The 13,861-nt window shown below is 71.2% G+C and carries 8 protein-coding genes and 1 tRNA gene; 3 read left to right on the top strand and 6 right to left on the bottom strand.

What is annotated here, in order from left to right:
* Window positions 1-62 precede the first annotated feature (62 nt).
* Genes JQN84_RS24450 through JQN84_RS24440 form a run of 3 tightly spaced genes read left to right on the top strand, consistent with a single transcriptional unit; the run spans window position 63 to window position 4,127 of the window.
* The gene (locus JQN84_RS24450) at window positions 63-941 is read left to right on the top strand and encodes a 5'-methylthioadenosine/S-adenosylhomocysteine nucleosidase family protein (RefSeq protein WP_204960899.1); all 879 of its coding nucleotides are present in this window, start codon (window positions 63-65) and stop codon (window positions 939-941) included.
* A complete protein-coding gene (locus JQN84_RS24445; protein ID WP_204960898.1) occupies window positions 934-3,129 on the top strand; it encodes a hypothetical protein in 2,196 nt (731 codons plus the stop codon). The genes JQN84_RS24450 and JQN84_RS24445 overlap by 8 nt, the downstream gene beginning before the upstream one ends.
* A complete protein-coding gene (locus tag JQN84_RS24440; protein ID WP_204960897.1) occupies window positions 3,126-4,127 on the top strand; it encodes a hypothetical protein in 1,002 nt (333 codons plus the stop codon). Before JQN84_RS24445 ends, JQN84_RS24440 begins: the two co-directional genes overlap by 4 nt.
* Before the next feature lie 117 nt (window positions 4,128-4,244).
* On the opposite strand, the gene JQN84_RS24435 is transcribed toward JQN84_RS24440, so the two are convergent.
* The 6 genes from JQN84_RS24435 to JQN84_RS24410 form a co-directional block, all read right to left on the bottom strand.
* Complete coding sequence (locus JQN84_RS24435) at window positions 4,245-6,404, bottom strand: TerD family protein (protein ID WP_204960896.1); 2,160 nt, start codon at window positions 6,402-6,404, stop codon at window positions 4,245-4,247.
* 55 nt (window positions 6,405-6,459) lie between these two features.
* Window positions 6,460-6,587 (bottom strand) — tRNA-OTHER (locus tag JQN84_RS24430).
* A 144-nt stretch (window positions 6,588-6,731) separates the two neighbouring features.
* Window positions 6,732-7,010 carry a YbjN domain-containing protein gene (locus tag JQN84_RS24425; RefSeq protein ID WP_204960895.1) on the bottom strand — a complete coding sequence of 93 codons (279 nt, stop codon included), beginning with the start codon at window positions 7,008-7,010 and terminating at the stop codon, window positions 6,732-6,734.
* Between the two features lie 85 nt (window positions 7,011-7,095).
* Window positions 7,096-10,560: a helicase-related protein gene (locus tag JQN84_RS24420; RefSeq protein WP_204960894.1), complete on the bottom strand. Its 3,465-nt coding sequence runs from the start codon at window positions 10,558-10,560 to the stop codon at window positions 7,096-7,098.
* Entirely contained in the window at window positions 10,557-12,572 is a 2,016-nt protein-coding gene (locus tag JQN84_RS24415) for a phospholipase D-like domain-containing protein (RefSeq protein ID WP_204960893.1), read from the bottom strand. Before JQN84_RS24415 ends, JQN84_RS24420 begins: the two co-directional genes overlap by 4 nt.
* Complete coding sequence (locus JQN84_RS24410; RefSeq protein ID WP_204960892.1) at window positions 12,569-13,828, bottom strand: hypothetical protein; 1,260 nt, start codon at window positions 13,826-13,828, stop codon at window positions 12,569-12,571. Before JQN84_RS24410 ends, JQN84_RS24415 begins: the two co-directional genes overlap by 4 nt.
* Between the last annotated feature and the right edge of the window lie 33 nt (window positions 13,829-13,861).

Genomic DNA, 13,861 nt, shown 5'->3' with positions numbered 1-13,861 from the left:
GGGTCGCACCCATCCACCGTCCACAGAGGACGAATATTTCTGAGACGTACGAGGAGTGTCTGGTGATCGTCGTACTGGTGGCGCTCGAAGTCGAGCGCAGTGAGATCAGGAAACGCCTACAGGACATCCGTGTCGAGCGGCACCCCGCCGGCACCCACTTCGACGTGGGAACCCTCGCCGGGACCGGCGACGGGCCGTCCCGCCAGGTCGCGCTGGCGCTCGTCGGGCGGGGAAACCCCGCCGCCGGGGTCATCGCCGAACGTGCCATCAGCCACTACCGGCCGAGCGCGATGCTGTTCGTCGGGGTGGCCGGTGGACTGCGCGACTGGCTCACCCTCGGCGACGTCGTGGTCGCCACGAAGGTGTACGCCTACCAGGGCGGACGCAGCGAGGACAGCGGATTCCGGGCGTACCCGCAGGCCTGGCCGATCGCGTACGAACTGGAGCAGGTCGCCCGCCACCTCGCCCTCGACGGAGGCTGGGCGGGCGGCCTGGACCCGGTGCCGAAGGTCCACTTCGAACCCGTCGCCGCCGGTGAGGTGGTGCTGAACGGGCGCACGACGCCGGAGGCGCAGCGCCTGCACGAGCACTTCGCCGACGCCGTGGCGGTGGAGATGGAGAGCGCCGGCGCGGCCCACGCCGGACACGTCAACCACGCGGTGCCGACGGCCGCCATCCGTGGCATCAGTGACCGGGCCGGCGGTCGCAAGGACCAGACCGACGCCGAGGGTTGGCAGCCCAGGGCGGCGGCACACGCGGCGGCGTTCGCGCTGGCGCTGGCCGCCCGGCTCGACAGCGGCGACGCCGGCACACCGACCGCCCCGCACGAGAGCCGCTACACGGTGCACACCTCGGGGGCGCAGTCCCCGGTGATCGGCACCAGCGGCACCATCCACGGCGACGTACGCCTCTACTACCGGGGGGAGCAGGGAAATGGCTGAGGTTCCCCGTCAGCACGTCAGCACGTCGGGGCCCAACTCGCCCGTCATCGGGACTGGCGCCACCATCCACGGTGGCGTGCACACCTACTACGTCGGGCCGAACGACCCACCCGAGAGGAAGTACGAGGTGGCGGTCCGCCTGCTCGACGGTGGCATGTCCCGCGCCGCCGAGCAGTTGCTGGCCGAGGTACTCGCCACCGATTACGGTCAACGACCCGGGGTGTGCTACCACTACCTCGTCGCCACGCTCAGCGACCGGACGCTGAGCGCTCTCGACGATCGGCACCTGCAGGCGCTGGGCAACGCCCGACAGCTGGTCGCCAAGGGCGGCCACCCGAGCCAGGAGAGCGCCGAGGACTTTCTCGACCGCACGAGGCTGGGCAGCCTGGTGACCCTCATCGACGTCGCCATGGGCATCAGCGACCGTGCGACGGACGCCGGCGTCAGGGCAACCTCGGGGACCAACCTCGAGGAGATGGAGGCGGCGTACGGGAACCTTCCCGAGAAGCACCAACGGCACCTCGACGGCCTGCTCGCCGGCCCCTTCAAGGACGAGATGTTCCGTCGGACCGCCGACCGGGTCCGGGAACAACGCTCCGGCGACATCCCCGGCCGCAAGGACCGCGTCTGGAAGTTCTTCGAGCCCGACCCCGCCGAGCCCAGGGAACTCGGCGGGGCACAGGTGCCGCCATCGCGGAGCTTGACCCTGGTCCGGTGGGCCGGGCTGGCGCTGGGAGTGGTCGGGACGGTCGGCGTCGTGGTGCAACTCGGTCTGGTCGGCGCGTTCACCACGCTGGCGATCATGCTCGTCCTCACCGGGATCGGTGTGCCCCTCGCCGGCTACGCGCGGTGGCAGCGGCAGCACCGCCGCACCCTGCTCGCGTTCAACCATGACCGGTTCCGCGGTGTTCTCGGTGTGGGCGTGACCGTCGATCCGGCAACGATGGCCGCTGCGACCCGCACGGTCGAGGAGGCCTTCGCGAACGAGGCACCGGGACAGCAGAGTTGGGATCCGATGACCGCCGGGCTGCGCCAAACCCTCGCCCGTGAGTTCGCGTTCCTCTACCACGAAACGGAGCTGCGCAACGGGCATCTGCGGTGGCTCGCCCGCTGGCATGCCCGGCAGACCCGTGACGTCTGGAGCGGACGCCTACTGCTCGCGTACGCGGACACGTACCGCGAGCGGCCGCTGCTGCGTCGGGCCGAACGGTTCGCCGTGGCCCTGCTGGCCGTGGCAGCGGTGCTGGTGCTCGTCCGGTTGTTGCCCGACGGCGGCACGGAGTCGGGGCTTCCGCTCCTCGCCGCCATGGTGGGCATCGCCCTGCTCTGGTACTCCCAGCCGCTGTTGCGGGCGCGGGAGACGACCTACCGGATCGTGTCCCGGGAACGGACGGAAAGGTATCAGGCCGAGCGGGCCGAGTGGGACAGGTGGTGTGCGGTCCTGCGTGACCGTCCCACCGACCAGGAGATGGCGACCTGGCTTGCCCAGGACGTCCTGGTCTTCAGGGCGGACATGCTCCGTGAACGGGGGATTCCCGCCTCGGAGGTGGCGTACGTGCTGGAGCTGACCACCGGCGCACCGGGGGCGAGCAGCGCCCGGGTCTCGTACGGGCCGATCCGCTACTCGCGCTACGTGCTGACGCTGTTCCTGCTGACCGCGACGGGTATCCGCTACTTCTGCTCCGAACTCGACCTCACCTACGGCGAATTTCACGGATCGAGCCGCCGTTCGATCCCCTACGGCGGCCTCCGCGAGGTGGAGGTCACGGAACAGAGCATCCGACGCCCGGCCGCCACGGCCACCCAGGCACAGATCACCTCCGGGGGCGTTGCCGCGGCTACCGCGTCGTCCACGGAGGTGCACATCCAACAGCGGAGCTTCATCGTCCGCACCGACACTCTCGGCACCATCAGTCTCGAACTGGGCGACTTCGGGCAGATGCGCGACAGCGGGGAACCGGAGGGGCTGGTTGCCCGGCTGGCCCTCGACAGCACCGGCGTCAACGACGCACTCGACGTCCTCGAAACGGTGGTGGTGGACGGCGCCGCCTGGCTGACCAGGGAGTTGCACCGCCGCCGCGGCGGCGGGCTGTGGGGCCGGGAACCGGGGCGCATCGGAGCCGGCCCGGAGCCGGTCACCGAGCCGGACGGCCTGGGGCAGGACACCCGCCCGGGAAGTGTGTGGTGAACCGCACCGCGATCGCGGCCGTGGTCGCCGTCGTGCTGATCTGCCTGGGCGGCTGCTGCCTCAGCGGAGGCGTCGTCGTCGGCAGTTCGATGCCCCACGAGTGGCAACTGCCCGACGGCGACAAGCCGGCCCGGGACAAGAAGCTCGGCATCATGGGGCACGTCGCCTACCAGCCTCCGTTGCTGCCGGTGAAGTTCGTGCTCAACTCGGACGGCAGCGTGGAGGTGCAGACCGACGACGTGTCCATCGTGACCCCGTTGGGGGTCTTCGGGGTCGGCGTCGGCGGCGGTGTCCAGGACGCCGGGACGCCGGTGCGTATCCTGCGGGCGGAGCCCGCCGACGTCACCCAGCTGCTGGTGTGTCCGATCGCGGCCCGGGAGAAGCCCGACGCCGCCTGCGAGACCTTCCGGATCAACAGCGGCCGCAAGCTGCGCATCACCATGGACGGCCGCTTCGTGCAGGAGGTGGAGCGCAACCGCATCGTCATCTACGTCGCGGCAGGGGCGAAGATCGACGTCGCGGACGCGGGTGCGCCGACCAGGAACACCGAGGTGTACGGCCCGGCCCGCATCGACGTCGAGAAGGTGACCTTCACCGTCAACGGTGAACACACCTACCTGGATCTGGAGCGCAGTCAGTCCGGCACGACCGCGGACGTCGCCTTCGACCACGTCACCCGCAGACTGAAGCTGGTGAACGGGGCACAGGTCTCCCGGGTGCTCCGGCCGCAGATCTTCGACGGGGTGACCACCGCCGATCTGCCGAGCGAGGCGGACTGCCTCGCCCAGCGGGAGTGGAGTGACGAGTTCCCGCCGCTCACCGTCGCGCAGCGGGCGATACGGCTGGGCCGGGGGGTGGACAATCCGGTGGCCGTACCGCTCGTGGCCTGCGTCAAGACCGCCGAGGCCGATCTCGGCTACGTCGTCATCTGGCCCGGCAGCGAGTGGTTCACCGGAAAGCCGAAGTTGACCTTCTACAGCCTGGTCTGGGTTCGGTGACCCTGGTCGCCGGCACGGAGTCACCTCCCGACCACGGATCCCGCGGCGCGATCGCGCCGCGGGGTCCGTGCGGGATACGGCCGTACGGGCCATCCGGGCAGTGACGACCGTCGCCGCCTACCGGGGGATCACCTCGTTGAGTCGCCCCAGGGTAATCGCCTCCGATCCGTCCGGCAGGTTCTCCGGCGCCTCGATGCCGACGAAGGTGACCGGCCCGTCCGGCGGACGGCCGTCCCACACCGTCACCTCGGCCCGACCGCGCCACCTGTCGACCAGGTACGACACGGTGAGGTACCGCCGTTCCATCAGCGCCCGCACCCGGTCGGCCGTGGTGAACGTGTTCTCCTCCACCCGGTTGAACGACGGCCGTCCCGGCAGGTAGAGGTGCAGCCAGACCGCCTGCCAGCCACGCTCGTTCCTGGCGAACACCATCGGCAGCGCGACCCGGCCGTGGCCGCGTAGGTGCGACCGCGCCCGCACGGTCCGGGCGTCGAACGGCGCCCCGCCCTGGTCCCGCGCCCGGGTCTGGTATCCGAACATCGACTCGGCGACCTCGTCGAACGACTCGCCCGCGTAGATGTTGACCTGCGGAACCACGTAGCGTCCGCCGGCGGTCAGCGGCACGTCGATGAACTCGGTCGCCCCGTTACGCGCGTCGGTGACGTCGCCGGAGTGCACCACGCCGTCGTGCCGGTAGTTCGTCCAGGACACCTGACCGGAGCTGTGGAAGTCGTCGTCGAGCAGCAGCACCGACAGGTCGTGGTCGGTGCGGCGGCTGGCCTGCCGCCAGTAGGTGAAGAACCGCAGCACCTCACCGGACACCGACGCCCGCGAGCCCCTCGGCATGACCGCGAAACCGCCCTCGGTGGCCTTGCCGGACAGCGGCAGGGCGACGTCGAGCACCTGCGGATCCACCAGCAGCGGTCGGTGCCACTGCGGCAGCCGGGCGCTGATCGCGGCGTCGAGCAGCGACGACAGTTCGGCCACCAGCGCGGCCGGCAGCGCTGGCCGCTCGTCGGGGCCGACCCACGCGGTGCGGGAACGACTCGCGTACATCCGGGCCGAAGCGGGGGTCAGCCGGTTGTCGACGTGCTCCCGCAGCGAGAGCAGCACCCGGCCCGAGGCCGAGCCGAGCGCGCCGGTGACCGCGTCGACGACCGTGGCCCGCTCCGCCGCCGACGCCAGCCGCAGCAGCCGGTCGGCAGACCGCAGGAGCAGGCCCGGTGCGGCCGACAGCACCGATGCGGCCGGGCCGACGGCACCGGCACGGATCGCCGCCTCGGCGCGGCCGGCGAGGTTGTGCACCCGCCGCTGGCCACGGGCGACCGTGAACACCTCCTGCGCGTGCGGCCACTGGCCGTACTCGTGGGGGTGCAGCCGTTCCCCGAGCCGCTTCCAGCGCTCCGCGTACCGGGCGACGTCACCGAGCCGGTCCGGGTGCGCGGCGACGACCTCGTTCAGCGCGGCCAGCAGCGTCCGCCGCTCCGGGCGTCGGAAGGCACGAAACCGCGTGGGCGTCGCCAGCGAGACGTCCCCGCCGGACACCTGGCAGGCGAGGCGCAGCACGTCGGTGGTCGTGTCCACGCCGACCAGCGGCCGGCCGAGGACGAGCCGGATCCCGTTGAGCACGGCACGGTTCTCCCGTACCGGGATCTCGGCCGGCTGCACGCCGTCGGCGCAGGCCACCGCCAGCTCACCGAGGATCGCGAGGTCGGCCTCGCCGTGCGGCGTCGGGCTGCCGGCCAGGGCCAGGTACAGCCGTGCCGCCTCCACCTCGGGGGCGTCACCGAGATGCAGCACGGTCAGCCGGTCACCGGCGGCGGTGACCAGCGTGTCGTGTGCGGCGAGCAGCTGCGCGTAGGTGTGCTGGTAGATGCCGTAGGCCGGCAGGTCGAGCAGGTTCACCCCACCCGCGACGACGGCGTCGCGCAGCTGCGCGTCGGTGGCCGTGCCCCCGCCGGTGAGCACGGCGGCGCGCAGCCGGTCCACCCAGAACTCGACGGTGTCCGGCACGTCGTGCGGGAAACCGATGAAGTAGGCGTTGTGCTGGACGTGGTCGCCGACCAGCTCACGTACCGCCGAGACGACCGTGGCGGCGAGGTCCATCGCCGGTGCGGGGGCCAGCGCGCCGATGTGCTCCAGCAGGGCCCGCGACGCCGCGAACCCGACATCGAGCAGCGCCGCGTCCAGCTGCCGGGCCACCGGCGTGCCGTCACCGGCCGCAGCCGGGCCCGCCGGTACGCGCAGGGTCTTCTGGATGATCAGCTTTTCGATCACGTGCTCCTCCGTTCCCCTCGGTTCCGGTAGGTGGCGGCGCGCAGCCGTGGCACAGTGGGTCGCCGGGGACTCGAACCCCGAACCTTCCGATCCAACAAGGAGAAGGAAGCGCACCCATGGCCGCCGCAGCGGAGGGCGGACGCGCTACTCAGTCGGATGCTCTGCCAGTTGAGCTAGCGACCCAGATGTCGATCATCCATGAGCCGGGTCGACTTGGCCACCGGGATTCGACCCGGCGGTCGGGGCGGCCGCCGATTCGCCGATCTTCCCCAACCCGCTGACCACCGCTGCCGCGTACACGGAAGAGCAACAGTCTTCCGGACGGCATCAGCGCCGGTCGGTGCCGGTCAGCTGGAACTCGTACCGGTCCGCCTCGCGGGCGACGGCGCGGACGACGGCCTGAAAGGCGTCGGCGGTGAGTCCGTCCTTGGGGGTCCACCCGTGGGCGACCAGTGCGCCGTCGGCGTCGACCCGGAAGCCCACCAGCCTGGTGTGGCGGTTCCTCTCCCACGCCTCACGGTAGAGGCGGTCCCACTGCCCGACCACCTCGGCGTTGGCGACGACTGCCGTCAACAGGTACGCCTCGCCGCCGTCGTGTACGTGCACCGAGTGCGATCGCCCATTGGTGAAAGAGACCTTCACCCGCCGTCTGTCGGGACTCATGTCGTCGGTCCGACAGAGCCGCCGCCAGTCATCGCGCGTACCGAACATCCCGCTCCAACTCCGTCCTGAACTCGGTGAGCAGTCGATCGCGATCGGGCAGGTGGTCCCGTTCGAGGGCGTCGGCGACAGTGGTGACCCGCCGGACCAGGGCCGCGATGCGGGACGGGTCGTGTGGCGGGGCGGTGAGCAGGACGTCTTCCTCGACGGTGACGTCGTAGCTGCCGCCGCGGACCTCGATGGCGCCCAGCCGCACCGGGATCCCCGCCGACGAACCGGCCACCTCGTCCCACCGGGTCCCGGTGCCGATGCGCCCGATGGGGCTCACACACCGCACGAGCAGTCGCGGTCCCTCCCGTTCGAGTTGCAGGCTGAACGGCTGCTGCCGTCCGTCGGTGAGGACCACCGTGCCGAGCAGTGTGCCGTCGCCGGGTTGGTTCCGCTCCCAGTCGACCGGGAGGCCGGGCAGTGCGCCACGGGCCACCGCGTTGAAGCGTTCGAGTTGCCCGGCGGCGACCGTCTCGTCCACCGCCAGCGGCCGGTCCTGGCCGTCGAGGTGTCCGGGTCGTACGGGGAAGGCGGTGGACAGCGGTTCGGTCGGCGGCGGCGGAACCTCCTCGTCGTCCAGGGCCTCCCGGCGGACGTCGAGGTAGCCGTCGCCGGCGGTCGGCAGGATCAGGCCCTCGTGCATCAGCCGGAGAAAGTCGTTCATCCTGCGCAGCACCCGACGGGCCTGGAGACGTTCCACGGTGTCGGCGAGGTGGGGGTAGTACACCTGCAGCAGGTCGTCGCCCTCCGCCGGACGGTTCAGGGCGGTCAGCCGGCGTTCACTTTCGGAGCGTACCCGGTCGATGCGTCCGATCCGCTGCTCGATCGCCGAGGGTGTCCAGGCCAGGCCGTAGTGGTAGACGCGGGAGCAGAAGGTGTGCAGGTCCTCCCCTTCCTGAAGGAGGTCGGTGCAGATCAGCACGAGCGGGTACCCGGGGAGGCGGAACTGCTGCACGTGGCGCTTGTTGACCCGGCCGGACATGCCGGCCACCGGCTCCTGGGCGGTGAAGAGCCGACTGACGAGGGCGCGTGCCTCCCGCAGGTCACCCCGCCTCACCTCGGGCAGGTTGGTGTCGAGAACGAGGTCGTGGTGCTCGGCCAGGGCGGCGAGTTCGGCCAGTCCCGTCCACGGCCGTCGGCCGGGTCCGGCGGCGGCCTGGGTGTCGAGTTCGTCGAGGTAGGCGGTGATCGCCTCGTCCGGCCGGTCGATCGCGGCGGAGGGATCAAGTGTCGGTAGGTGGTCGGTGACCACGGCGTACAGGTCGAGGAAGGCGTGCCCGAGGCGGGCGGCGGCGGAAAGGATCTGCGCGCGGAGCTGCTGCTCCCGAAACGACTCGCCCGGGTCGTCGCCGGTGGCCTCCGGCCAGATCAGGTCACGTAGTCGCCTGCGCCTGCGGAGTTCGGTGAAGAAGGTCCTGGTCTCCAGCAGGTCCGGGTCCGCTTCCGCCGAGACGGCGCTGCGCTTCTCCGGGCGGTACAGCTCCCACCAGATCACCTCGGCGCGGGCGCGATGCGGTCCCTGGTGATGGGCGAGCAGTTCGAGGGCGGCGGCCTGGACGGCCTCGAACCGGGCGGCGCGGGTCGCCTGCTTCGCCTCGCTCAGGTAGTGGCGTGAGTGTTCGCGCACGAGCCGGTCGACGCTGTCCCGCGCCTGCCCGAGCGCGCGCGCCAGAGCGTCGCCGACCTGTCCCGGGTCGGCGTCGAGGAGGGCCATGACGTGGTTGTCGTCGAAGAAGGTGCCCAGTGCGCCGCCCTGGTTGCGGAACCGGCTCTGGACGGTCGCGCCGCTGACGATGCCGGTGGGCCCGGCGCCCCGGAAGAACCAGGCGAAGAAGGTGTCCTGACCTCCTGTGTCGTCGTCCTCCCGCATCTCTTCCCCGACGGTGGGGGTGGCCGGGTCACGCAGCGCGCGCAGGCGGCGGAACTCGACGACGGAGTTCGCGAACGCCTGTCGATGCCGCTCGTGCAGCCGGCTGCGGAGCCGGTCGACGAGCCAGTCGCTGTACTCGTCGTCGAGCTTGCGTTTGAGTTCGGTCACCGAGGCCACCCGCCGGACGAAGACCAGCCCCTTGCGGCCGTCGTGCCAGGATCCGGCGAGGGTACGGACGAGGGTGTCCATCTTGGGGTGCGGCAGTTCGCGGCCGAACCGCTCGTGGTGGTCGCGGGCCAGGTCGTTGAGCATCGGCACGTCGATGCCCCGCCGTTCGGCCGCGTCGGCGGCCTGCCCGACGTCGTCGAAGTTGCCCTCGACGGCGTCGTCGGCGGGGTCGTCGGGGTCCTGCGTCGCGGTCCGCTTCTTCGCGGCACTGGTCTCCAGGAACGATTCGAACGACGCCAGCATGCCGACCTGGAACCGGGCGTCGAACCGCTCGTCGTCGAGCAGCTCACTGACCTTCTTCTGAACCAACGCGACGGTCAGTCGCTGCCGGTCGTCGCTGATCCGGATCGGCTCGTCGTGCTCGGTGACTCCCCCGCCGCGCCACTCCCGCCGGTAGAGGTTCTTGGTCAGCCGCTGCCCGGCCACCTCCAGCGAGGTCACCCGGCGGATCAGGAACTTCCCTGCCACCTCCCGCCGCTGCTGCTCGCTGGCGTCCGGGTCCCGCAGCAGCCGGAAGGGTTCCGCCAGCCCGAAGACGTCGAGCTGGTTCCACAGTTGCCGGTAGTCGTCGTCGACAGGCGTCGCGGAGAGCAGCAACACCATGCCGGCCCGCGGACCGTACGCGTGGCGCAGTGCGGGGTCCACGTCGGTGTGGTCGCGGCCGAGCACGGTGGCCAGCACCCGGTTACGGGAGGACGCCAGGGGGCCCCACCCGTGCTTGAGGTTGTGCGCCTCGTCGACGATCACCAGGTCGAAGGGGGGCAGCGCGGCGTTGATCGCCTGCGCGAACCGGTCCTTGACGAGCTCCGGGCTCGCCCGCAGGTCGACCAGGTCGTCGGGGAGCCACGGCACCTGGGCGTGGAGCCGGTCGCGCAGGTTGCGGCGCTGCTCGGGGTCGCGGCGCATCGGCAGGCTGAAGCTGGGCAGCCGGACGAAGAAGTCACGGTCGGGGCCGACCGCCGTCTCCTCCAGCAGTTCGATCAGGCTCCGGCAGTGCACGGGCGATCGTGCCGGCAGCCCGCCGGGCATCCGTACCCGCAGGTCGTCGAGGCGCACGTTGTTCTTGGTGAACAGGCCCTGTTCCCGCTGCCACTTCTGCTGGATGTTCTCCCGTGGCGCGACGACGAGCACCCGAAGGTCCGGGTTGAAGTGGCGGAGCAGGGCGACCACGCCGAGCGCCACGTACGTCTTGCCCATGCCGACCTCGTCGGCGAGGTAGGCGACCCGGTGGCGGTGCAGGATGTTGTGCAGGGCGACGGCCCCGTGGAGCTGGTCCCTGGCCAGCTGCGGGTTGTGGATCATCCGGTCGAAGTCGAGTAGCTGCCCGGCGGTGCCGACGGTGAGCATCATGCGGTCACCGCCGGCTGCTCGCCCAGGAACCGGGGTTCGTACCAGTCGAGGAACTCCGTCATCCCGGCGTCGTTGCGCGCGATCACCTGCTCCCGCAGGACGGCCCGCACGGCGAGCCCCTTCTCCAGGCGGGCGACCCCGACCGGGTCCGACGCCCAGAAGTCGGGATGGTGGCGGCGGACGCGGTCGGCGAGCTGCCGCGCGCAGAGGACCATGAGGTAACGGTCCAGCAGTTCCCCTGCCGTCTCATCGGCCATCTGCTCGACGAGGACGGGTAACGAGTCGTACTTGGCACCGAACATCCGGAACCGGGCCGCCTCGACCCGTCGGGGGTCGTGTTCGTCCCGATCGTGGTCGAGGGCGTCACGCACGGCGCGGCCCAGGGCCGCGAAGCCGTGGAACACCCCGGCGAAGCGATCGAAGATGGTGTCCGGGGGCGACTCCGGCGGCGGTCCCTCCCCCGCACCGTGCAGCGCCTCGCCGCGCATGGCCAGGTAGGTGTTGCGTTGCTCCGCGCTGAGCATCGACCAGTAGCGCAGGATGTCGGCAGGGCTCAGGTCGAGCAGGATCGACGGGCGGTGCGCCATGCCGCTCTCGTGGACGAGGACGATCCCGCGCCGGTCACCGGCGACGGCGGTGAGGAAGCTGGTCTCGCGGAGCCGCTTGCGCAGGGTCACCGCGTCGTCGGCGGTCAGCAGCGTCCAGACGGCCCGTTCCAGCGGACCCACCTCGAAGAGATGGACACCCCTGTCGTACACCTGAACCGGGCCGCTGCCGTCCCCGCCGTCCCACAGGACCTCCGCCTGTCCGGACGCCCAGTCGTACCGCGCGAACAACGGCAGGTAGTCCTGGTCGACGCCGTCGTCCTCGCCGGCCGGTTGCGCGAACGGCGGTGTCTGCTCGACCGCCTCCAGCCAGAACGCCGGTCGCTGGTCCACCACCACCTCCGACAGCACCCCGCTCTCGACGTTGCCGCCGGGCGAATGCGCCGGCGTGGTGAGGTTGAACGACCCGACGAGGGTGATCTCCCACTCCCCGGTGAAGAACCGGTACACCTTGGCGTGCACCGTGCGCCGCGCCGCCTGCGCCGGTTGCTCCGTCTGTCTGCCGCCCCGGGCGAGCAACCCCCTGGGCAGACGTCCCCATTCGCCGCCCCGCTCGCGCACCCACTCGTAGAGCTCCGGGCGGCACCGGGCCAGGCCGTTCTCCTCGGGCAGCAGCACCCGCCACCGGTCCGGCTGGAAACGGTCCAGCAACGCTTCGAGTGGCGCCGAGGCGTCCGCCTCGTCGAGGTACGGGGAGAGCACCTCCAGGTCCGCGTGGCGCAGCCACCGGCCGGCGACGGCCTCAAGCTGGTCGACCAGCGCCGGGGTACCGGGCCCGGTGGAGAGGAAGTGCGGGTGCAGTCGCCGGTTCGCGGTGCGCTGCGCGATCGGATGCACGCCACCGAGCAGGTCGAGGATGTCGTCCAGCGCCGCGGGGGTGTCGAAGTTCCTGGCCAGGGTCCGCAGGTCACGGAGGAACCGCTGGATGTCCGGTGCGGTGCGTGAGCGACCGGACCCGGCGATCTCCTCCAGGTGGGCACACTCGACGTTCTCCCACCAGCCCGCCTGGGTCAGGTTCGCCGAGCTGGTCAGCACCACCAGTGCGCGTTGCCCCGTCGAGGTGTCCCGTACCAGGATGAACGCGTTCTTGGGGTGGAAGTAGCCGGTCCCGGGTCGGACCGGGATCCGACCCACGTCCAGGCAGGCCGTGCCGTCACCGGTCACGATCGCGCGGGGGTCGTAGTAGACGGCGATGCGGCCGGCGAGCGGACGCAGTTCCTCCTCCAGTTGGGCGCGTCGGATCTGCGGGTCCTGGTGCAGGTGGCGGTCGAACAGGGCCGGCAGGATCTCCCGCTCGAAGAAACCGGGGTCGAAGCGGAAGGTGCAGAACACGGCGGCCAGCACCTCACGGCCCTTGATCTGCGTACGGAGCGCCTCGGTGAGCACCTCCCGGGGAATCCTGCTCACGCCGTGCCCTTTCCGATCGCCCTCAGCACGGACACGAGTGAGGGGATGAAGTACGGGTACCACCACAGTTCCGGGATATGGTCACCGGCGGGCAGGTCGGCCGGCTCGTCACGGAACCGCACCCGCAGCTGGTCCTGACCTGTCACCTCCAGCCAGGCGAGGGCGCCGCCGCGTTCCCGCATCACCGTGCCGTTGCGCTCGGCCAACACCCGGATGAGCTGCGGGTAGTCGCCGCCGTGCAGGGCGGCGGCGATGCGTGGCCAGTGCGGGCCGGGCAGCACGGACGTCGCGAGGGGGTCGACCGAGTCGACACGTTCACCACAGGTGACCCGAAGCTCGGCCGCCACGTCGTCGAGGCGTGCGCCGTTGCGGCTGAGCAGGTAGCGAAAGAGCAGGGACGCCGGCGCGAGTACCGACTCGCAGGCGATGACCCGACGTACCAGGTCGGCGACGTCGCCCCAGCCCCTGGTCTCGGCGTCGTCGGCGATCGCCGTCAGGTACGGCCGCGAGGGCAGGTCGGAGTCGGTGGGCCTGGCGTCGAGGAGCAGCGCGAACCTGCTCTGCCGCCCCCCGGTCGGATCGGCGGGTCCCCCCTCGACCAGGTGGTGCCGGTAGAAGTCGACCTCCCGCCGCGAGGTCACGGGGCGGAAGACATCCGCCACCGCCTCCCGCTTCTCGGCCGCGCCGAGGTCGAACACCACCCGGTCCCGGCCCAGTTCCCGGACCAGACGACAGGCGTCCTTCCCCCACCCGGCTTCGAGTCGCGGGAGGTGGACGGCGTCGACGAACGCGGCCGCCTCCGGCGTGAGTCGCGTCGGGGTGCCGGGCGCGACGAGCCCGGACGCCCGCGCCGGCGCGGTGTAGTTGCCCAGCAGGCCGTCCGTTCGCTGGTTGCCGAGAATCTGGTGCTCCGGCTGCGCCGACAGGTACACCTTGCCGCCCGCCTTCGCCGCCCGCGCCGCGACCCGCTGCCGACCGAAGAACCCGCGCTCTCCACCTGCGTGCCGCACGTACGCCGCCATCTGTTCCCAGATCAGGAAAGCGTCGGTCGGGTTCTCCGACCTGTCGGCATCGGCGAACTCGGCCAGCCGCAACCCGACGAGCAGGGTGGTGAATCCGGGCAGGGATTCCGTGACGGTGGTGAGATTGCCGATGAGCGGCCGTCCCGTCGCCGACCAGACAGCCTGTGCACCGAGGCCGTCGCGCGATCCCTTCACGCGGGCGCGCGGATCCACGTCGGTCAGGAAGATTGTCACGGCCGCAATCATCATCAACAGATGATCAACCGC

The sequence above is a fragment of the Micromonospora humidisoli genome (assembly GCF_016900955.1).
GTDB classification, from domain to species: domain Bacteria; phylum Actinomycetota; class Actinomycetes; order Mycobacteriales; family Micromonosporaceae; genus Micromonospora; species Micromonospora wenchangensis.
The sequence above is the reverse complement of the archived record's forward strand: the minus strand, read 5'-3'. Positions and strand labels throughout refer to the sequence as shown.

Coding starts and splice junctions, on each gene's coding strand:
- JQN84_RS24445 (WP_204960898.1), top strand. CDS start 934: ATGGCTGAGGTTCCCCGTCAGCACGTCAGCACGTCGGGGCCCAACTCG.
- JQN84_RS24420 (WP_204960894.1), bottom strand. CDS start 10,560: ATGATGCTCACCGTCGGCACCGCCGGGCAGCTACTCGACTTCGACCGG.